The 16,032-nt window shown below is 54.9% G+C and carries 7 protein-coding genes; 6 read left to right on the forward strand and 1 reads right to left on the reverse strand.

The genetic code is table 11. From position 1 onward, the window contains the following. Positions 1-264 precede the first annotated feature (264 nt). Positions 265-1,569, reverse strand: a complete 1,305-nt coding sequence (locus DTHIO_RS14330) for an EAL and HDOD domain-containing protein (protein WP_050775210.1) — start codon at positions 1,567-1,569, stop codon at positions 265-267. A 696-nt stretch (positions 1,570-2,265) separates the two neighbouring features. Between DTHIO_RS14330 and DTHIO_RS14335 the strand changes: the two genes are divergently transcribed. The 6 genes from DTHIO_RS14335 (at position 2,266) to kaiC (ending at position 16,031) form a co-directional block, all read left to right on the forward strand. Next, a complete protein-coding gene (locus tag DTHIO_RS14335; protein WP_008870982.1) occupies positions 2,266-3,351 on the forward strand; it encodes an HD domain-containing phosphohydrolase in 1,086 nt (361 codons plus the stop codon). Positions 3,352-3,353: 2 nt separating this feature from the next. Beyond that, complete coding sequence (locus DTHIO_RS14340) at positions 3,354-5,708, forward strand: PAS domain-containing hybrid sensor histidine kinase/response regulator (RefSeq protein ID WP_008870983.1); 2,355 nt, start codon at positions 3,354-3,356, stop codon at positions 5,706-5,708. Continuing rightward, on the forward strand, positions 5,683-6,837 hold the full coding sequence (locus DTHIO_RS19975) for an ATP-binding response regulator (RefSeq protein ID WP_050775211.1): 1,155 nt from the start codon (positions 5,683-5,685) through the stop codon (positions 6,835-6,837). The genes DTHIO_RS14340 and DTHIO_RS19975 overlap by 26 nt, the downstream gene beginning before the upstream one ends. Next, positions 6,827-10,279: a PAS domain S-box protein gene (locus tag DTHIO_RS19980; RefSeq protein ID WP_008870985.1), complete on the forward strand. Its 3,453-nt coding sequence runs from the start codon at positions 6,827-6,829 to the stop codon at positions 10,277-10,279. Before DTHIO_RS19975 ends, DTHIO_RS19980 begins: the two co-directional genes overlap by 11 nt. Positions 10,280-10,317: 38 nt before the next feature. Further along, entirely contained in the window at positions 10,318-13,065 is a 2,748-nt protein-coding gene (locus DTHIO_RS14355; RefSeq protein ID WP_008870986.1) for a PAS domain S-box protein, read from the forward strand. Between the two features lie 1,277 nt (positions 13,066-14,342). Continuing rightward, on the forward strand, positions 14,343-16,031 hold the full coding sequence (gene kaiC, locus DTHIO_RS14360) for a circadian clock protein KaiC (RefSeq protein ID WP_008870988.1): 1,689 nt from the start codon (positions 14,343-14,345) through the stop codon (positions 16,029-16,031). The last annotated feature ends 1 nt before the right edge of the window (position 16,032 follow it).

Below are 16,032 nucleotides of genomic sequence, written 5' to 3' on the forward strand. Positions count from 1 at the left end.
GTCGCATGCATCTGTATAAATACTCCGTCTGAATCGTGATCAAACTTCCACCACCCAAGCAAGTCCAAGCCACGGTACAGCTCCCCTCCCTCAGGAAGAAAGTATGGGTGTATGGGGGTATCCATGTGTGGGTGTAAAGATATTTTCACTCCCATACTCCCATACGCCCCTACTCCCACACGCCCCTACTCCCATACACCCATACTTCTTAACCCCGGGGGTGGTTGTACGAGATCCCTTCCTTATCATCAATCATCCTTCTCTTTACACCAGATCCAGAAACTGCCTGGCCCTGGCAGTAGCCTGGTTCTGGATCCGGGCGGCGTCCTCCCGGGAAACGCCCAGGTGCTTTAATGTCCGTTCCACTATATCCCACTGCCCTCGTTCCCCGGCCATGGCCAGGTCCAGCCAGGCCTGCATCTCCGGGTTTCTCCCCATAAGCACGTCACGCAGGCGCTCATCCAGGGAAATCTTCTGCACAATCTCCTCCATGGGCTGGGCCAGCAGAGCATCCAGGGAGGAAAAAAGCCCGAGCAGAAACATGGAGTCCGATTCCATGCAGACCGCTTCCCCCCGGTCGCACACCGCCTCCAGAAACCACGCCCTCTGCAGGCAGAAAAACAAAAGCTCCCTGGCCCGGGGCGAGGGGTCCATGTCCGCAAGCACCAGCACCCGCAGCCAGGCTGCGATCCTTCTCTGGCCCAGCATGGTGACTGCCTGGGATATGGATTTTACATCGTAGGCAAGCCCCATTCCAGGAGAATTTATATAACGCAGCAGCCGGTAGCTAAGGGATACATCACCCTTGATGATTTCGCTTATGCGCGTAAAGTCCAGATCCGGCCGGCCAAGCTCCTGCAGCAGGTTGACCTTGGAAATACGGCTGGAGGAAAGCTTTTTACCGGAAACCAGCTGGGGCCTGCTGAAGAAAAATCCCTGGAAATAGGAAAATCCCAGCTCCCTGCAGCAATCAAACATTTCCAGGTCCTCCACCTTTTCCGCCAGCAGGAGGCACTTATGTCTTTGCAGGTCATTTACAATCCGCTCAAGCTCATCCCGATGCATGCCCAGTACATCAACCTTGACCAGGTCAGCCAGTTCCAGCAGGGGCTCATAACCAGGGCTGCCCACAAAATCGTCCAGAGCCAGGCTGTAGCCTTCCTCCTTTAGTTGAATGCATATCTCCAGGATTTCCCTGTCCGGCCTGACGGTCTCCAGGATCTCCACCACTGCCGTCTCTGGAGGCAGTGCCCTGGGACTGCCTCCAAGGAGCATGGATGCAGGATAGTTTATCAGGACCCGCTGATTTTCCCGCAGCCATTCCGTGGCCAGGCCGAACCCATCGGCTATCACCCTTGAGGTGGCCAGGTCGCCGTCCTGAAACGCAGCGCTCTGACTCCCGGCACCTTCCCGGAACAAAAGCTCGTAGCCCCAGATATTCATCTCCCGGTCAAATACCGGCTGCCTGGCCACATAGACATTGTCCGGGCCTGTGCCTTCATCACTGTTGACCTGCCTGCTGTCCTGAATCATCTCCAGTATCACTCCGCTTATCTGATATATCCACAACTAACTCCTGAGAGCAGCAAAAAATCTCCTGAATTCGCCCCGGGCATGTTGAACAGCCACCCGTCAGCCGTTCACCAGCGAGCTTATAACGGCTTTGTTCACTTGTGACATCCAACTCGGGCCAAGCGGGCATGTCCGCAACCCATTTTTTTCCACGCAAAGGCGCTAAGATCGCAAAGGGAAGGCAGCCTTGTCCAAAACCATGTCCCGGTTTTGGACAATACACCTGGTTTGCGTCTTTGCCATTGCGTACTTAGCGTCTTTGCGTCTTTGCGTGAAAATTTTCTTGTTTTTTATGACAAAGTTTCAGGAGTAAATCACTAATGTATATATCTCCAAAAGTCCATGACGCAGCGGATTTCAGCCAGGTCCCGCACCTGCCCTTATTCCTCTGGAAAATGCCTGTAAACAGACGACTTTCTCCCTTCACCTCTTTAAAATGACAATTTTGTCATTATATTATTTGCAAATACTATGTTTAAGATAGTTTACACGGGCACAGGCAAGTCTTACAGGAAGACATCGATGTTATCTTAAATATAACCCGGCCCGGATTTTCACACGCCGGACATCCGCTCTTTTTGTAAGCCGTCAGATATACCGGCTGCTATCTTCTGCAATACTTACTTCCGAGGCCAGGCTTACCTCAATCTGCAACCATATCACCCTGAAATTCCAACCTTACAGGCTTATAGAATGAACAATCACCAGGACAAAAAAAACATTATGATAATTGACGACACCCCGGCCAACCTCAAGCTTCTGCAGGAGATGCTTCAGGGCAGGGGCTACAGGGTCATGGCCTTCCCCCAGGGGGAGATGGCCCTCAAGGCCGCCGCCCGCAAGCCCCCGGATCTCATCCTTCTGGACATCAGGATGCCCGGCCTGGACGGCTTCCAGGTCTGTACGCGTTTCAAGGAACAGGAAGGACTAAAAGACATACCCGTCATCTTCATCAGCGCTCTCAATGATCCCAGCGACAAGGTCCAGGCCTTTGCCGCCGGCGGGGTGGATTATGTAACCAAGCCCTTTCATCCCGAAGAGGTCCATGCCAGGGTGGCCACCCACATCCGGCTGCGGGGCCTGCAGAAACAGGTGGAGGACTACAATCTGCACCTGGAAAAACAGGTGGAAGAAAAGGTCCGGGAAATTTCCGAATCCCAGCTGGCCACCATTCATGCCATGTCGGAACTGGTGGAGCTGCGCGACGTGGAAACCGGCGGTCACATCGCCCGCACAAGCAATCTGTGCAAAGCCCTGGCCCACCAGGTAAGCCGGGAATCAGCCTGTGCTTCCCAGGTGAACAGCGACTTTATTGACAATATTTCCCGGGCAGCGCCGCTGCACGATATAGGCAAGTTCGGCATCCCCGACAGCATCCTGCTCAAGCCGGACAAACTCACTAAGGAAGAATTCGAAAACATGAAGTCTCACTGTGAAATCGGGGGCAGAACACTGCAGAAGGCTCTGGAACGCTACCCAAAAAACACCTTCCTCAGCATGGGTGTAGATATCGCCTGGTACCACCACGAAAAATGGGACGGCAGCGGTTATCCCCTGGGCCTGTCCGGGGAAAGCATACCCTTGAGCGCCAGGATAATGGCCCTGGCTGATGTCTATGATGCCCTGCGATCCAGCCGGCCCTACAAAAAGGCCTTTTCCCACCAGGAGAGCCTGCGCATAATTCAGGAAGGTTCGGGGACACACTTCGACCCTGAGCTTGTCCAGGCCTTCACGGCCATAGAGGACCGGATCTGCAGCATTCTAACCCAGGAGTCCTGAACATGAAAACCGGCAATGCATCTTCCAGTGAACGCCGCTGTCCGGAAAAGAGCCATGATGAGCAAAGCCTCATACTGCAGCTTAAAAACCTGCAGCATGTCTACCACCGGCTCTTGATGCACATGCCCGACGGATGCGCCCTGTTGAGCAGGCAGCCTGGTTCAGGCAAAGAAGAGGAGTTCTTTATCCAGGAGGTCAATCCTGCCTTTGAAGACATGACCGGGGCAGCCGGGCAGGAACTTATGGGCAGGTCCACCCTGCAGGCCCTGCCGGAGCTGGCAACCAGGCTGAACCGGGCCTGTATGCAGGCCATGGGAGGCACCCAGCCCGTCGACTTTCAGCACTTTCTCTCCAGCCAGGCCAAGTACTTCGAGGTCAGGGTCTTTGCTGTGGGGGAAAATATCTGCATGGGCGTCTTCAGCGAGGTCACCGGTCGCATGCACTTCCAGGAGGCCCTGCGGGAAAGCCGGGAAAAGTACCGGACCATTGCTGATTTTACTTATGACTGGGAATACTGGCTGTCCCCGCAGGGGGAATTTCTGTATATTTCTCCCTCGTGCAAGCGGGTGACAGGCTACACCCCGGAAGAATTCAAATATGATCCCGATCTTTTCCGGCGCATCATCCACCCTGATGACCTGCCCCTGCTTAACTGCCTCAAGTCCTGTGACCATGAACTGCAGCAGGAATCGCATTCTGAAACCGACTTCAGAATAAGAACCAGGGACGGCAGGGAAGTATGGATAAGCCACAGCTGCACTCCAGTCTTCTCCGAAACCGGTGAATACCTGGGCCGCAGAGGCAGCAACCGGGACATAACCGATCGCAAGGTTGCCGAGAACAGGCTGCAGGAATTCGCCGTAGAGGTGGAAACCCAGAACCTGGAACTGGCCAGGGCCAGGAACAGGGCCCAAGAAGCCAGCAAAGCCAAAAGCACCTTCCTGGCCAATATGAGCCACGAGATCCGCACTCCCATGAACGCCATCCTGGGTTTTGCCCAGGTCCTGGAGCAGGACCCGGACCTGACTCCCAGGCAGGCCGGTCATCTCAAGACCATCACCCGCAGCGGCAACCACCTGCTGCGGCTCATAAACGACATCCTGGACATGTCCAAGATAGAGGCCGGACAGGTCCAATCTTCCCCTGAGGACTTCGGACTCGTGGATATGCTTGAGGACATGGGGCTTATGTTCAGCTCCAGGGCCGAGGCCAAGGGTCTGCAGTTCATACTGGAAAGAGATCGCCATCTGCCCGGGAATATCCGGGCTGACCAGGGCATGCTCAGGCAGATCATGGTCAACCTCCTGGGCAATGCCGTCAAGTTCACCAGTTCCGGCGGCGTGGCCTGCAGGGTTCGCACTGAACCGGCACAGGACACTGGTGAAAAAGATGATTCCAGGCTTCGTCTCACCATTGAAGTCGAGGATTCTGGGCCGGGAATCCAGGAAATTGATCAGCAGAAGCTCTTTGAACCTTTTCAGCAGGCTGAAGAAGGCATCAAAGAAGGAGGCACCGGCCTGGGCCTGGCCATCAGCCGCAGCTTTGCCAGGCTCATGGGCGGGGACATAGAAGTCAGCAGCACTAAGGATCGCGGCAGTCTGTTCAGAGTGCATATCCTGGTGGAGACCTCCACAGGACCGCCAAGGACAGAAAAAAAACCTGAAAGAATCATCCAGGGCCTCCAGCCCGGCACAGGACCGGTGCGCATCCTCATAGTGGACGACAGACTGGACAACCGCAGCCTTCTGCAGGCCATCCTGGAGCCCATGGGCTTCGAGACCCGCCAGGCTGAAAACGGGGCCCACTGCCTGGAAATATTTCAGGACTGGCCGCCACATGCAGTGCTCATGGACATGCGCATGCCCGTCATGGACGGCTACGAAGCAGTAGAGAGGGTCAGGGGGCTTCCCGGCGGCAGGGATTGTTTCATTATGGCTGTCACCGCCAGCGCCTTTGAAGAGGACAGACAGGAGATCCTGAATACAGGAGTCGACGCTTATCTGCGCAAACCCTTCCAGAATGTGGAACTCCTGGAGGAACTGGGCAAAGGACTTCATCTGCAGTATATATATGCGTGCAATGATGCCCCGGGGGAAAATGCTGCAGGACCTCATGCATGCCTTGCCGCCCCCGGCTTGCCAGGGCATATCCTGGAAGATCTAAGTCTTGCCGTTTCCGAGGGGGACATTCTGGTCCTGGAAAAAATCGCCGGAAAACTGCACAGGACAGACCCGGATGCAGCAGACACTCTGCTGAAGATGATCCAGAACTATGACTACCGGGGAATTGAGTCCTGGCTCAAGCAGGTGGAGGAACAAAATGAGACACAGTATGCAGAAGACACTGATGATAATTGACGATTATCCTGAAAACCTCAAGGTCCTCCAGGAAATGCTCGAAGTCAGCGGGTACCGGGTGGTGGCCTTTCCCAGCGGTCCCCTGGCCCTCAAGGCGGCTGACAAAAATCCCCCGGACCTGATCCTTCTGGACATCAAAATGCCTGAAATGGACGGATTCGAGGTCTGCCGCAGGCTCAAAGCCCATGATAAACTCAAGGAAATTCCAGTAATATTCATCAGTGCCCTGGACCAGGTCCAGGACAAGATCCGGGCCTTTTCCCAAGGCGGGGCCGACTACATCACCAAGCCTTTTCACCCTGAAGAGGTCCATGCCAGGGTGACAAGCCACCTGGCCTCCAAGTCCCTTCAGGATCTGCTGTACAGCCACAGCCTCCAGCTGGAAGAAACCGTCCGGGAACGTACCCGGGAACTTATAGCCGCCAACAAGCAGCTGCAGAACATGCAGCGCCTCAAAAACAGTTTTCTGCGCATGCTTTCCCATGAGCTGCGCACCCCGGTCAACGGACTCCTGGGCATCAGCCAGGTTCTTCTGGATATCTGCCCCATGGACAATGACCTGCAGCAGCTCAGGGAAAACTTCTTTCTCAGCCGCAAACGCCTCAACAATCTCATTGAAGACGCCTCCACCATCGCCGGCATGGACAGTTTTGCCCGGGACGGCTACCAGAGGGTATCCATATGGGAATATCTGGATGCGGCCCGCAACTGCCTGCAAAAAGTATCCGTAACTGTTGACCGGGAAGAACTTCTGAAGCAGATTTATACCAGCCAGGATATGACTCTTTTCAACAGGACCATGGAAACCATACTGCGCCTGGGGCTCTGTTTTTCCTCCAACAGGTCCTTGCTGCAGCTCTTTACAGAAGTAGACGGGCAAAACCTTGCTTTGAAAATCCATCTGGACAATCTGGAGCTCACAGCCCGGGAAACTGAAACTTTTTTTCACATGGATTCCGAGGTAAGAGGATATTCAGCCGCCCAGGACCTGGCCCTGGCCCCGGTTGTGGCCCACGAGTTCCTGCTGGCCTCCGGGGGCGGACTTCGGCTTTTTAAGGAGGAAAACCGCACTGGATGGCTGGAAGCCTCCATAAAAATTGAAACAGGAAAAAATAAAATTGTCGCATAAAACCTTTCTTTTCAAAGACCTGGTGGACCTGGAGCGCCTGCAGGGCATGTTTGAAAACTACGCCGCCTCCACCGGATACAAAATCGGCATCCTGTCCTATCCCGGCCAGGAAATGCTCATCAGTACAGGCTGGAAGGACCTGGGCTCCAGGTTCAAGAGCTTTCAGCTGGTTACCGGTGACAGCCTGAACCCGGGCAAGCATCCATACACTGCGGACAATGCCCGGCACCGGGTATGCATCCGGGAGAGCCCGGACGGTTACCTGGAAGGCATCGCCCCTGTGCTGGTGGACGGCACCCTGATGGCCAGTATCTTTATGTCCGCCCCGGAAACTTCAGCTCGTCCTGACGGGGAAGACCCGGACGCAGATGAGTCTTCTCCGGCTGATGACAGGTCCTTTCAAAGCGCCCTGGCCTTTCTGTCTGAAATGGCCGCCATGCTGGGGGACCAGGGACTGGCCGAGCTTCGTCTGCGCCGGACATCCAGGAAACTGGAAAAAAGCGAAGCCACCTTTAAAAGCCTGGTGGAGCACCTGCCCCAGCGCATATTCATCAAGGATCTCAACTCGAACTATGTCACCTGCAACCAAATATACGCCGGGGATGTAGGCCTGACCCCGGAGGAAATACCCGGTAAAACCGATTTCGACCTGCACCCCGAAGAACTGGCCCGCAAGTACCGCCGGGACGATCACCGGGTAATAACCCAGGATGCTCCCCTGGAACTTGAAGAAAGTTACAGCAGAGGGGACAGCTCTTTGTGGATCAGTACCACCAAGGTGCCCTACCGGGATGAATCAGGCAATATAATCGGAGTACTGGGCATCTTCCAGGACATAACCAGGAGCAAGGAGCAGCAGGCCGAGCTTAAATACAAGGAACAGCTTCTAAAAAACATTGTGGACACCCAGTCCGAGCTCATATGCAGGTTTCTGCCCGACGGCACTCTGACCTATGTCAACCCGGCCTACTGCCGGTATTTCAACAGGGATGAACAGGACCTTCTGGGCAGGGTATTCCTGCCCATGGTCCATGATGATGACCTGCAGTATGTCCAGGAATGTTTTTCCTCCCTGGGACCCGACAGACCGGAAATCACCTACCAGCACCGTATCAGGCTGCCTGACGGCCAGATCCGCTGGCAGGAGTGGACCGACCGGGCCTTTATTGATGAACAGGGCAAAGTCTTTGAATACCAGGCCGTGGGCAGGGATATCACCGAGCACAGGCAGGCGGTCAACTCCCTGCAGGAAAGCGAGCAGCGCTACCGGGGCCTGGTGGAGTCCCAGAATGACCTTATTGTCCGGGTGGACCCGGACAACAGGCTCACCTACGTCAATGACACTTACTGCAAGGTGTTCGGCAGGACCAGGGAAGAACTTCTGGGCAGTTCCTTCACCCCCCTGGTTCACGAAGAGGACATAGAGGATACTCTCAAGGCCATGGAAGATCTCAAAACCCCTCCCTACAGGGCCCAGATGCAGCAGCGGGCCATGACCGTGGACGGGTGGCGCTGGATCCACTGGGAGGACAGCGCCTTACTGGATCAGCAGGGCCGGATTGTGGAGATCCAGGGGGTGGGCCGGGACATTACAGACCTGAAAAAGGCCCAGGAGGACCTGCAGCAAAGCGAGAAAAACTTCCGCCTCATTTTTGAAAACTCACCCGTGGGCATGGCCACCCACGAGATACTCTTAGATGAGCACGGCCGGCCCGTGGACTACATATTTCTGGATGCAAACCCGGCCTTTGAAACCCACACCGGCCTGTCGGCCCAGGAAGTCACCGGCCGCCGGGCCACAGAGGTCCTGCCGGGGATCGAGAATTCATCTTTTATTGACACCTACGCCCAGGTGGCCTTTTCCGGCAAGACTGCAAACTTCCAGGAATTTTCACCGCCCCTGAACCGCCACTTTATGATCAGCGCCTACCAGATGGCCCATGGGCAGTTTGCAGCCTCATTTATCGACATTACAGAACTGGAGAAAACCCGCCGGGAACTTGTCCGGGCCAAGGAGGCAGCCGAAGCAGCCAGCCAGGCCAAGAGCACTTTCCTGGCCAACATGAGCCACGAGATACGCACCCCCATGAATGCCATCCTGGGATTCGCCCAGATCCTGGAAAGGGATTCAACTCTTGGCCCCGACCATGCCAGGCATGTCCAAAGCATCTCCCGAAACGCCGATCATCTTCTGAGCATTTTAAATGACATCCTGGACATGTCCAGGATAGAGGCCGGGCAGATTGAACATAACCCCAGGGATTTCAACCTGCATCAGACTTTCGAGGATCTGGAGCTCATGTTTATCCCCCGGGCCGTATCCAAAGGGCTGGAGTTGACCTTTGAAAAGAACGGTTCCCTGCCCCGTGCCGGCCACGCCGATCCGGGCATGCTGCGCCAGATCATGGTCAACCTTCTGGGCAACGCCTGCAAGTTCACCTCCCAGGGCGAGGTGACCTTCCGCATCTCTGCAGAAAAAAACTCAGAAGCCTGCGGCACCGGCCAGGGCGGTTTCACGCTCAACGTCCAGGTCCAGGACAGCGGTCCAGGAATAGACCCGGAGGAAATGGACAGAATTTTTGATCCCTTTCACCAGGGCGGGCGTGATCCAGGTGAAGGCGGCACGGGCCTGGGCCTGCACATCAGCCGGAAGTATGCCCGCATCATGGGCGGAGACCTGAGCGTTTCCCCCCACACTGAAAAGGGCAGCTTATTTTGTCTCCAGGTGCCGGTTCAACAGGCAACCAGGCCTGTAGAAGACGGAAAACCCCCCAGCGGCAGAGTACAGTCCCTGCCTGCGGACATGGCCCCTGTGCTGGTCATGGTGGTGGATGACAAAAAGGACAACCGCTCCATGCTGGTGGAACTTCTGCGTCCCCTGGGCTTTGAAACAGTGGAAGCAGCAGACGGCCGGGAGGCCCTGGATCTTTTTCAGGAGCGCTGCCCACAGGCCGTGTTAATGGATATACGCATGCCCGGGATGGATGGATATCAGGCCATCAAAAGCATCAGGCAGGTTGCCGGTGAACAGGGTCCGTTTATCGTGGCCGTTACCGCCTTTGCCTTTCAGCAGGACAGGGAGGCTGCCCTTGCCGCCGGGGCGGACGAATATCTGAGCAAGCCGTTTCAGCCCGAGGATCTTTTCAGGCTCCTGGGGCAGGGACTGGCAATCGAATATGTCATGTCTGATACCCGGCAAGACCAGCCACAAGGCCTGTACCAGGAAAAAATGCTGCCAGCGGATCTGGACCCGGAAACCATAAGTAAAATGCGCAGTGCCCTGGAAGAAGGTGACGTACGCCTGCTAAAAGAACTCATATCCAGCATCCGCAAGAAGCATCCCCAGACCTCGGATACCATGATGGAAATGGCTGAGAGGTTTGACTACATACAGCTGGAAACAATGCTGGATCAGGCCCGGTCCGGGCAGAACCGGGAATAGACGGGACCGGTTCCTGTTTGCGGCAGAGGAAGCGTTTTATGCTGGAAAAGACTTTCGGCGAAAGAGTCAGGCTGTTCAGGGCCTTGAAGAACCTGACCCAGGGCCAGCTTGCAGACATGCTGGACATAAGCAGGCATCACATGGGCTGCCTGGAACGCGGCGAATCCGGACCATCCTTCGGGCTCATCAGGAAACTCTGCACCCTGCTGCAGGTACACCCAGCAAGCCTGTTTCTCTCTTCAGACCAGGAACCAGAGTACCCGGAAGAATCCCAGGTGGACACGTCACCTTTGCAGCAGATCCCCTTCATGTCCGGCCACGGCACCTGGAACATAAGTATCCCTAACGGTCCTGAAACCTGGTCCCGACAGCTGTGGCAAACCCTGGGGTACTCTACCAGCAGGGAGCCCTCCCTTGGTTTATTTCTAAAGCACGTTCACCAGGAATCCAGGCAGGCCTTTGAAGCCTTTTACCGGCAACTGGCTTCCGGAAGCATTCCTCCCCCGGAATCGTTCTGGATCACCCGACGGGACGCAGTCCAAAGGAAAATCCAGGCCAGAGGGGATATCATCAAAGGACCCGGGAGCAGCTCTCCCCTGGCCTGCCTGAGCCTCCTGGACATTACCGAATGGCTGGAGATGCAGCATCATCTCATGTACAACCAGAATCATCTGCAGAATGCGGTCCTGCAGAAGACCAGGGCTCTGTCCCGGGCCGTGGAAGAGACCAGGCAGGAACTTGAGCTTCGCAAGGCAGCCCAGGAATTCGCCCGGGAACAGCAGGAAAAAATGGAGAGCATCCTGAACAACATGGACGACGGGGTCTGGTCCGCATCCTGGCCTGATATGGATATCCTTTTCATCAGTCCCTCCCTGTCCGGCATATTCGGATACTCAACTGCAGAACTGCAGAAAAACAACAATCTCTGGTTTCAGGCCATACATTCCGAAGACAGGCACATAGTGGAAAAATCCCTGCTTGACCTGCCCCGGGAAAAACGCAAGAGCTTAGAGTACCGGATAGTCCGGCCGGACGGGGAAATCAGGTGGATAAACGACCGCCACTGGCTCATACTTGATCCCTCCACCGGCACTCCTGTCCGGGTGGACGGGCTGACAGTGGACATAACCCAGCGGTTGCAGATTCGCAGACAACTGGCCGAAAGTGAAGAAAAGTTCCGGAGCCTGACCCTGAATGCCCCGGTGGGCATAGCCATGCATGAAATAGTGCTAAACCCCCACGGCGACCCCGTGGACTACATCTTTCTGGATGTGAACCCGGCCTTTGAAACCCAGACCGGGCTGAAACCATCGGAAGTACTGGGACGCCGGGCCTCCCAGGTCCTGCCCGGCATTGAAAACACTTCCATTTTGTCTTTTTTCGGCCAGGTTGTATCCAGCGGTGATCCCATGGACTTTGAATTTTATTCCAGTCCCCTGCAGCGCTTTTACATGGTCCATGCCTATAAGATATCCCACAGGCGCTTTGCCGCGGTCTTTATCGATATCACCAGTCAAAAGCAGATGGAGCAGGCCCTGGGGGAAAGCGAAAGGCGCTACCGCGGCCTGGTGGAGTCGCAAAATGATCTCATAGTCAGGGTGGATACCGATAACAGGCTCACCTACGTCAATGATACCTATTGCAGGACCTTCGGCAGGACCAGGGAAGAACTAATGGGCAAATCCTTTACTCCCCTGGTGCACCAGGATGATATCCAGGCTACTCTTCAGGCCATGGAGGGACTCAAGGTGCCGCCCCACCGCATCCAGGTGCAGCAGCGGGCCATGACTGTAGACGGCTGGCGATGGATATTCTGGGAAGACAACGCTGTTCTGGATGAGCATGGACACATCGTGGAAATCCAGGGTGTGGGCCGTGACATAACCGAACTCAAATCCCGGCAGGTACTGCTGCAGTCCATATTCCAGGCCAGCCAGGACGTATCCTTTGTGGTCACCCAGAACATGCCCCACTCCGGAGACATCATCCTGGAATTCAGCCCGGGGGCTGAAAACCTTTTCGGCTACTCCAGGGAAGAAGTCCTGGGCAAACCTGTGGCCATGCTGCATGATCCCGCTGACATACCCAGGTTTCCGGATATCCACAGGACCCTGAAAGAAAATCAGCCCTGGAGGGACAAGGTCAACCTGGTGCGCAGAGACGGCAGTACTTTCCCGTCTCTTTTTACAGTCTATCCCTTCGAATATGACGGCAAAGACTCCACCCTGGGGGTGTCCATAGACATTTCCGAGCTGGAACAGGCCAGAAAGATCCTGGAAAAAACAGCCATAACCGATCACCTCACAGGGCTCATGAACCGCAGCAGATTCGACCAGCTCATGGAGGAAGAATGGCGCAGGGCCAAGCGTGGAGGACATTGTCTGTCAATACTCATGCTGGATATAGACAACTTCAAGCAGTTCAATGACTTTTACGGGCATATCCAGGGGGACAGGTGTCTGCAGAGGATAGCCGGTATCCTTTCAGCCTGCCTCATGCGGGCAGGCGACGTCCTGGCCCGTTACGGCGGAGAAGAGTTCATAGCCCTGCTTCCGGATACCCCGCTGCAGTCAGCTGTTGTCGTGGCTGAAAAAATGCGCATGTCTGTAGAAAACCTGGGCATGCCCAATACAGGTTCCCAGGCAGGACCATTTGTATCAGTCAGTGCCGGAGTTGCCTCGTCCTGTCCCTTCCCGGGCATGTCCCGGCAAGGACTGATCCATCAGGCGGACATGATGCTTTACAAGGCCAAAAGCCTGGGACGCAACACGGTTGCGTGGCAATAGCCGCCTGATCTCGCCCGACCGGAGAAGCTGTGGCCTGAAGCCTGACACAAAAAAAATGTATACAAAAAGTCAGGATGAAGTTAACCTGGATGAAAAATGTTTATAAGGAAGGGAGCTCATACAACCACCCCCGACCCCTCCTTGGCTAAGGAGGGGAGCTACACCGTGCCCTGGACTTACTTGGGTGGTGAAAGTTTAATCAAGATCCAGACGCAGAATTTATACAGATGCATGCGACAAAATGTTGCCACCCCTCAATCTGCTCCCCTTAAGAAGTATGGAAGTAGGGGCGTATGGGAGTATGGGAGTAAAAATATCTTTACACCCACACATGGATACCCCCATACACCCATACTTTCTTCCTGAGGGAGGGGAGCTACACCGTGCCCTGGATTTACTTGGGTGGTGGAAGTTTAATCAAGATCCAGACGAAGTATTTAGACAGATGCCTGCGACAAAATGTTGCCACGCCTCAATCTGCTCCCCTCCTTGGCTAAGGAGGGGTTGGGGGTGGTTCGATACTTAGCTCCCTTCCTTACCTGGCTTTCTTCCCAGGCCAAGAAGGGGAGCTAAACCGTGGCCTGGATTTACTGAGGAAACGGACTTCTGGAATTTTTATAAGGAAGGGATCTCATACAACCACCCCCGGCCCCTCCTTGGCTAAGGAGGGGAGCTACACCGTGCCCTGGATTTACTTGGGTGGTGGAAATTTAATCAAGCTCCAGACGGAGTATTTAGACAGACGCCTGCGACAAAATGTTGCCACCCCTCAATCTGCTCCCCTTAAGAAGTATGGAAGTAGGGGCGTATGGGAGTATGGGAGTAAAAATATCTTTACACCCACACATGGATACCCCCATACACCCATACTTTCTTCCTAAGGGAGGGGAGCTAAACCGTGGCTTGGACTTACTTGGGTGGTGGAAGTTTAATCAAGATCCAGACGAAGTATTTATACAGAGGCCTGCGACAAAGTGTTGCCACGCCTCAATCTGCTCCCCTCCTTGGCTAAGGAGGGGAGCTACACCGTGCCCTGGACTTACTTGGGTGGTGAAAGTTTAATCAAGATCCAGACGGAGTATTTAGACAGATGCATGCGACAAAATGTTGCCAAGCCTCAATCTGCTCCCCTCCTTGGTTAAGGAGGGGTCGGGGGTGGTTCGATACTTAGCTCCCTTCCTTTAACAATTAACAAATAACAGATAACAGATAACAGATAACAGATAACAATTAACAATTAACAAATAACAGATAACAAATAACACCAAGATCAAACCATGACTCAACACAACAACTACTTATCCAAATCCCCCACAGGCATCCAGGGCTTAGACGAAGTTCTGGACGGAGGCCTGCCCAGCGGCAGATCCACCCTGGTCTGCGGCTCCGCCGGCTGCGGCAAGACCCTGCTGGGCATGGAGTTTCTCATCCACGGGGCGCAACAGTTCCAGGAGCCCGGAGTCTTTGTGGCCTTTGAAGAAACAGAAGAGGACCTGGCCCGTAACGTAGCCTCCCTGGGCTATGACCTGACCTCCTTGGTGCAGGAACGGAAAATGCTGGTGGAATACGTTCACGTTGCCCGGGAAGAAATCCAGGAAACCGGGGAGTTCAGCCTGGAAGGACTGTTCATCCGCCTGGAACATGCCATCAACACAACAGGGGCCAGGCGGGTGGTCCTGGACACCTTGGAGACCCTTTTTTCCGCCCTGCCCAACCACTTTATCCTGCGGGCCGAGTTGCGCCGCTTAGTGCGCTGGTTCAAGGACAGGGGCGTTACTGTCATACTCACGGGTGAGCAGGGCGAAGGCACCATGACCCGCCATGGCCTGGAGGAATATGTCTCGGACTGTGTAATCATGCTGGATCACCGGGTGATCAACGAGGTCTGCACCAGACGTCTGCGGGTTGTCAAATACCGTGGATCCACCCACGGCACCAACGAATATCCCTTCCTGATAGATGGCAAAGGCTTTTCAGTACTTCCGGTCACCTCCTTGAACCTGCAGCACAGGGTGTCAACTGAACGTGTAAACACAGGCATCACCGGCCTGGACAACATGCTGGACAACCAGGGCTATTACCGGGGCAGCACTGTTTTGATTTCCGGCACCGCCGGTACCGGTAAATCCAGTATCGCCGCCCATTTTGCCGACGCTGCCGGCAGGCGCGGCGAAAAGACCCTTTATTTTACCTATGAAGAGTCCCCTCACCAGGTTCTGCGCAATATGAGTTCAATAGGGATTCACCTTGAACCCTGGATAAACCAGGATGTGCTGAGATTCGAGGCTGCCCGGCCCAGTGTCTACGGCATTGAAATGCACCTGGCCAGAATAATGCAATGCGTCAAAGAGTTTCAGCCTTCGGTGGTCATAGTCGATCCCATCAACTCCCTTCTGGGGGAAAGCAATCAGCCTTCGGTCAAGGCCATGCTCATGCGCCTGGCGGACTTCCTCAAAGGCCAGGGAATTACAGCCCTGTTCACCAGCCTGACCATCGGGGGCAGGCACCAGGAAAGCACTGACACCGAGATATCCTCGCTGATCGATACCTGGCTTCTTCTGCGGGATATTGAAATAAGCGCAGAGCGCAACCGGGGCATTTACATCCTCAAATCCAGAGGCATGAACCACTCCAAGCAGATCCGCGAGTTTATTCTCACTGACCATGGTGTGGAACTGGTGGACGTTTACGCCGGAACAGAGGGCATACTCACAGGTACAGCCAGGCTGGCCAGAGAAGCCCGGGACCGGGCCGAAAAGAATAAGCGCAGCCGCCGGATCCAGCAGAAAAAACACGATATTGAAAACAGGCGTAAGGCCTTAGAGGCAAAGATATCCGCCATGCAGGCAGAGTTTGAGAGCCAGGAGGCAGAGATAAACATGCTGATTCAGGAAGAGCAGAATCAGGAACAGCTCATGGAACAGGACATGGACGAAATCACTAAGAGCCGGCAGGGCAGATTATAGC

The organism is Desulfonatronospira thiodismutans ASO3-1, from assembly GCF_000174435.1.
GTDB lineage: Bacteria > Desulfobacterota > Desulfovibrionia > Desulfovibrionales > Desulfonatronovibrionaceae > Desulfonatronospira > Desulfonatronospira thiodismutans.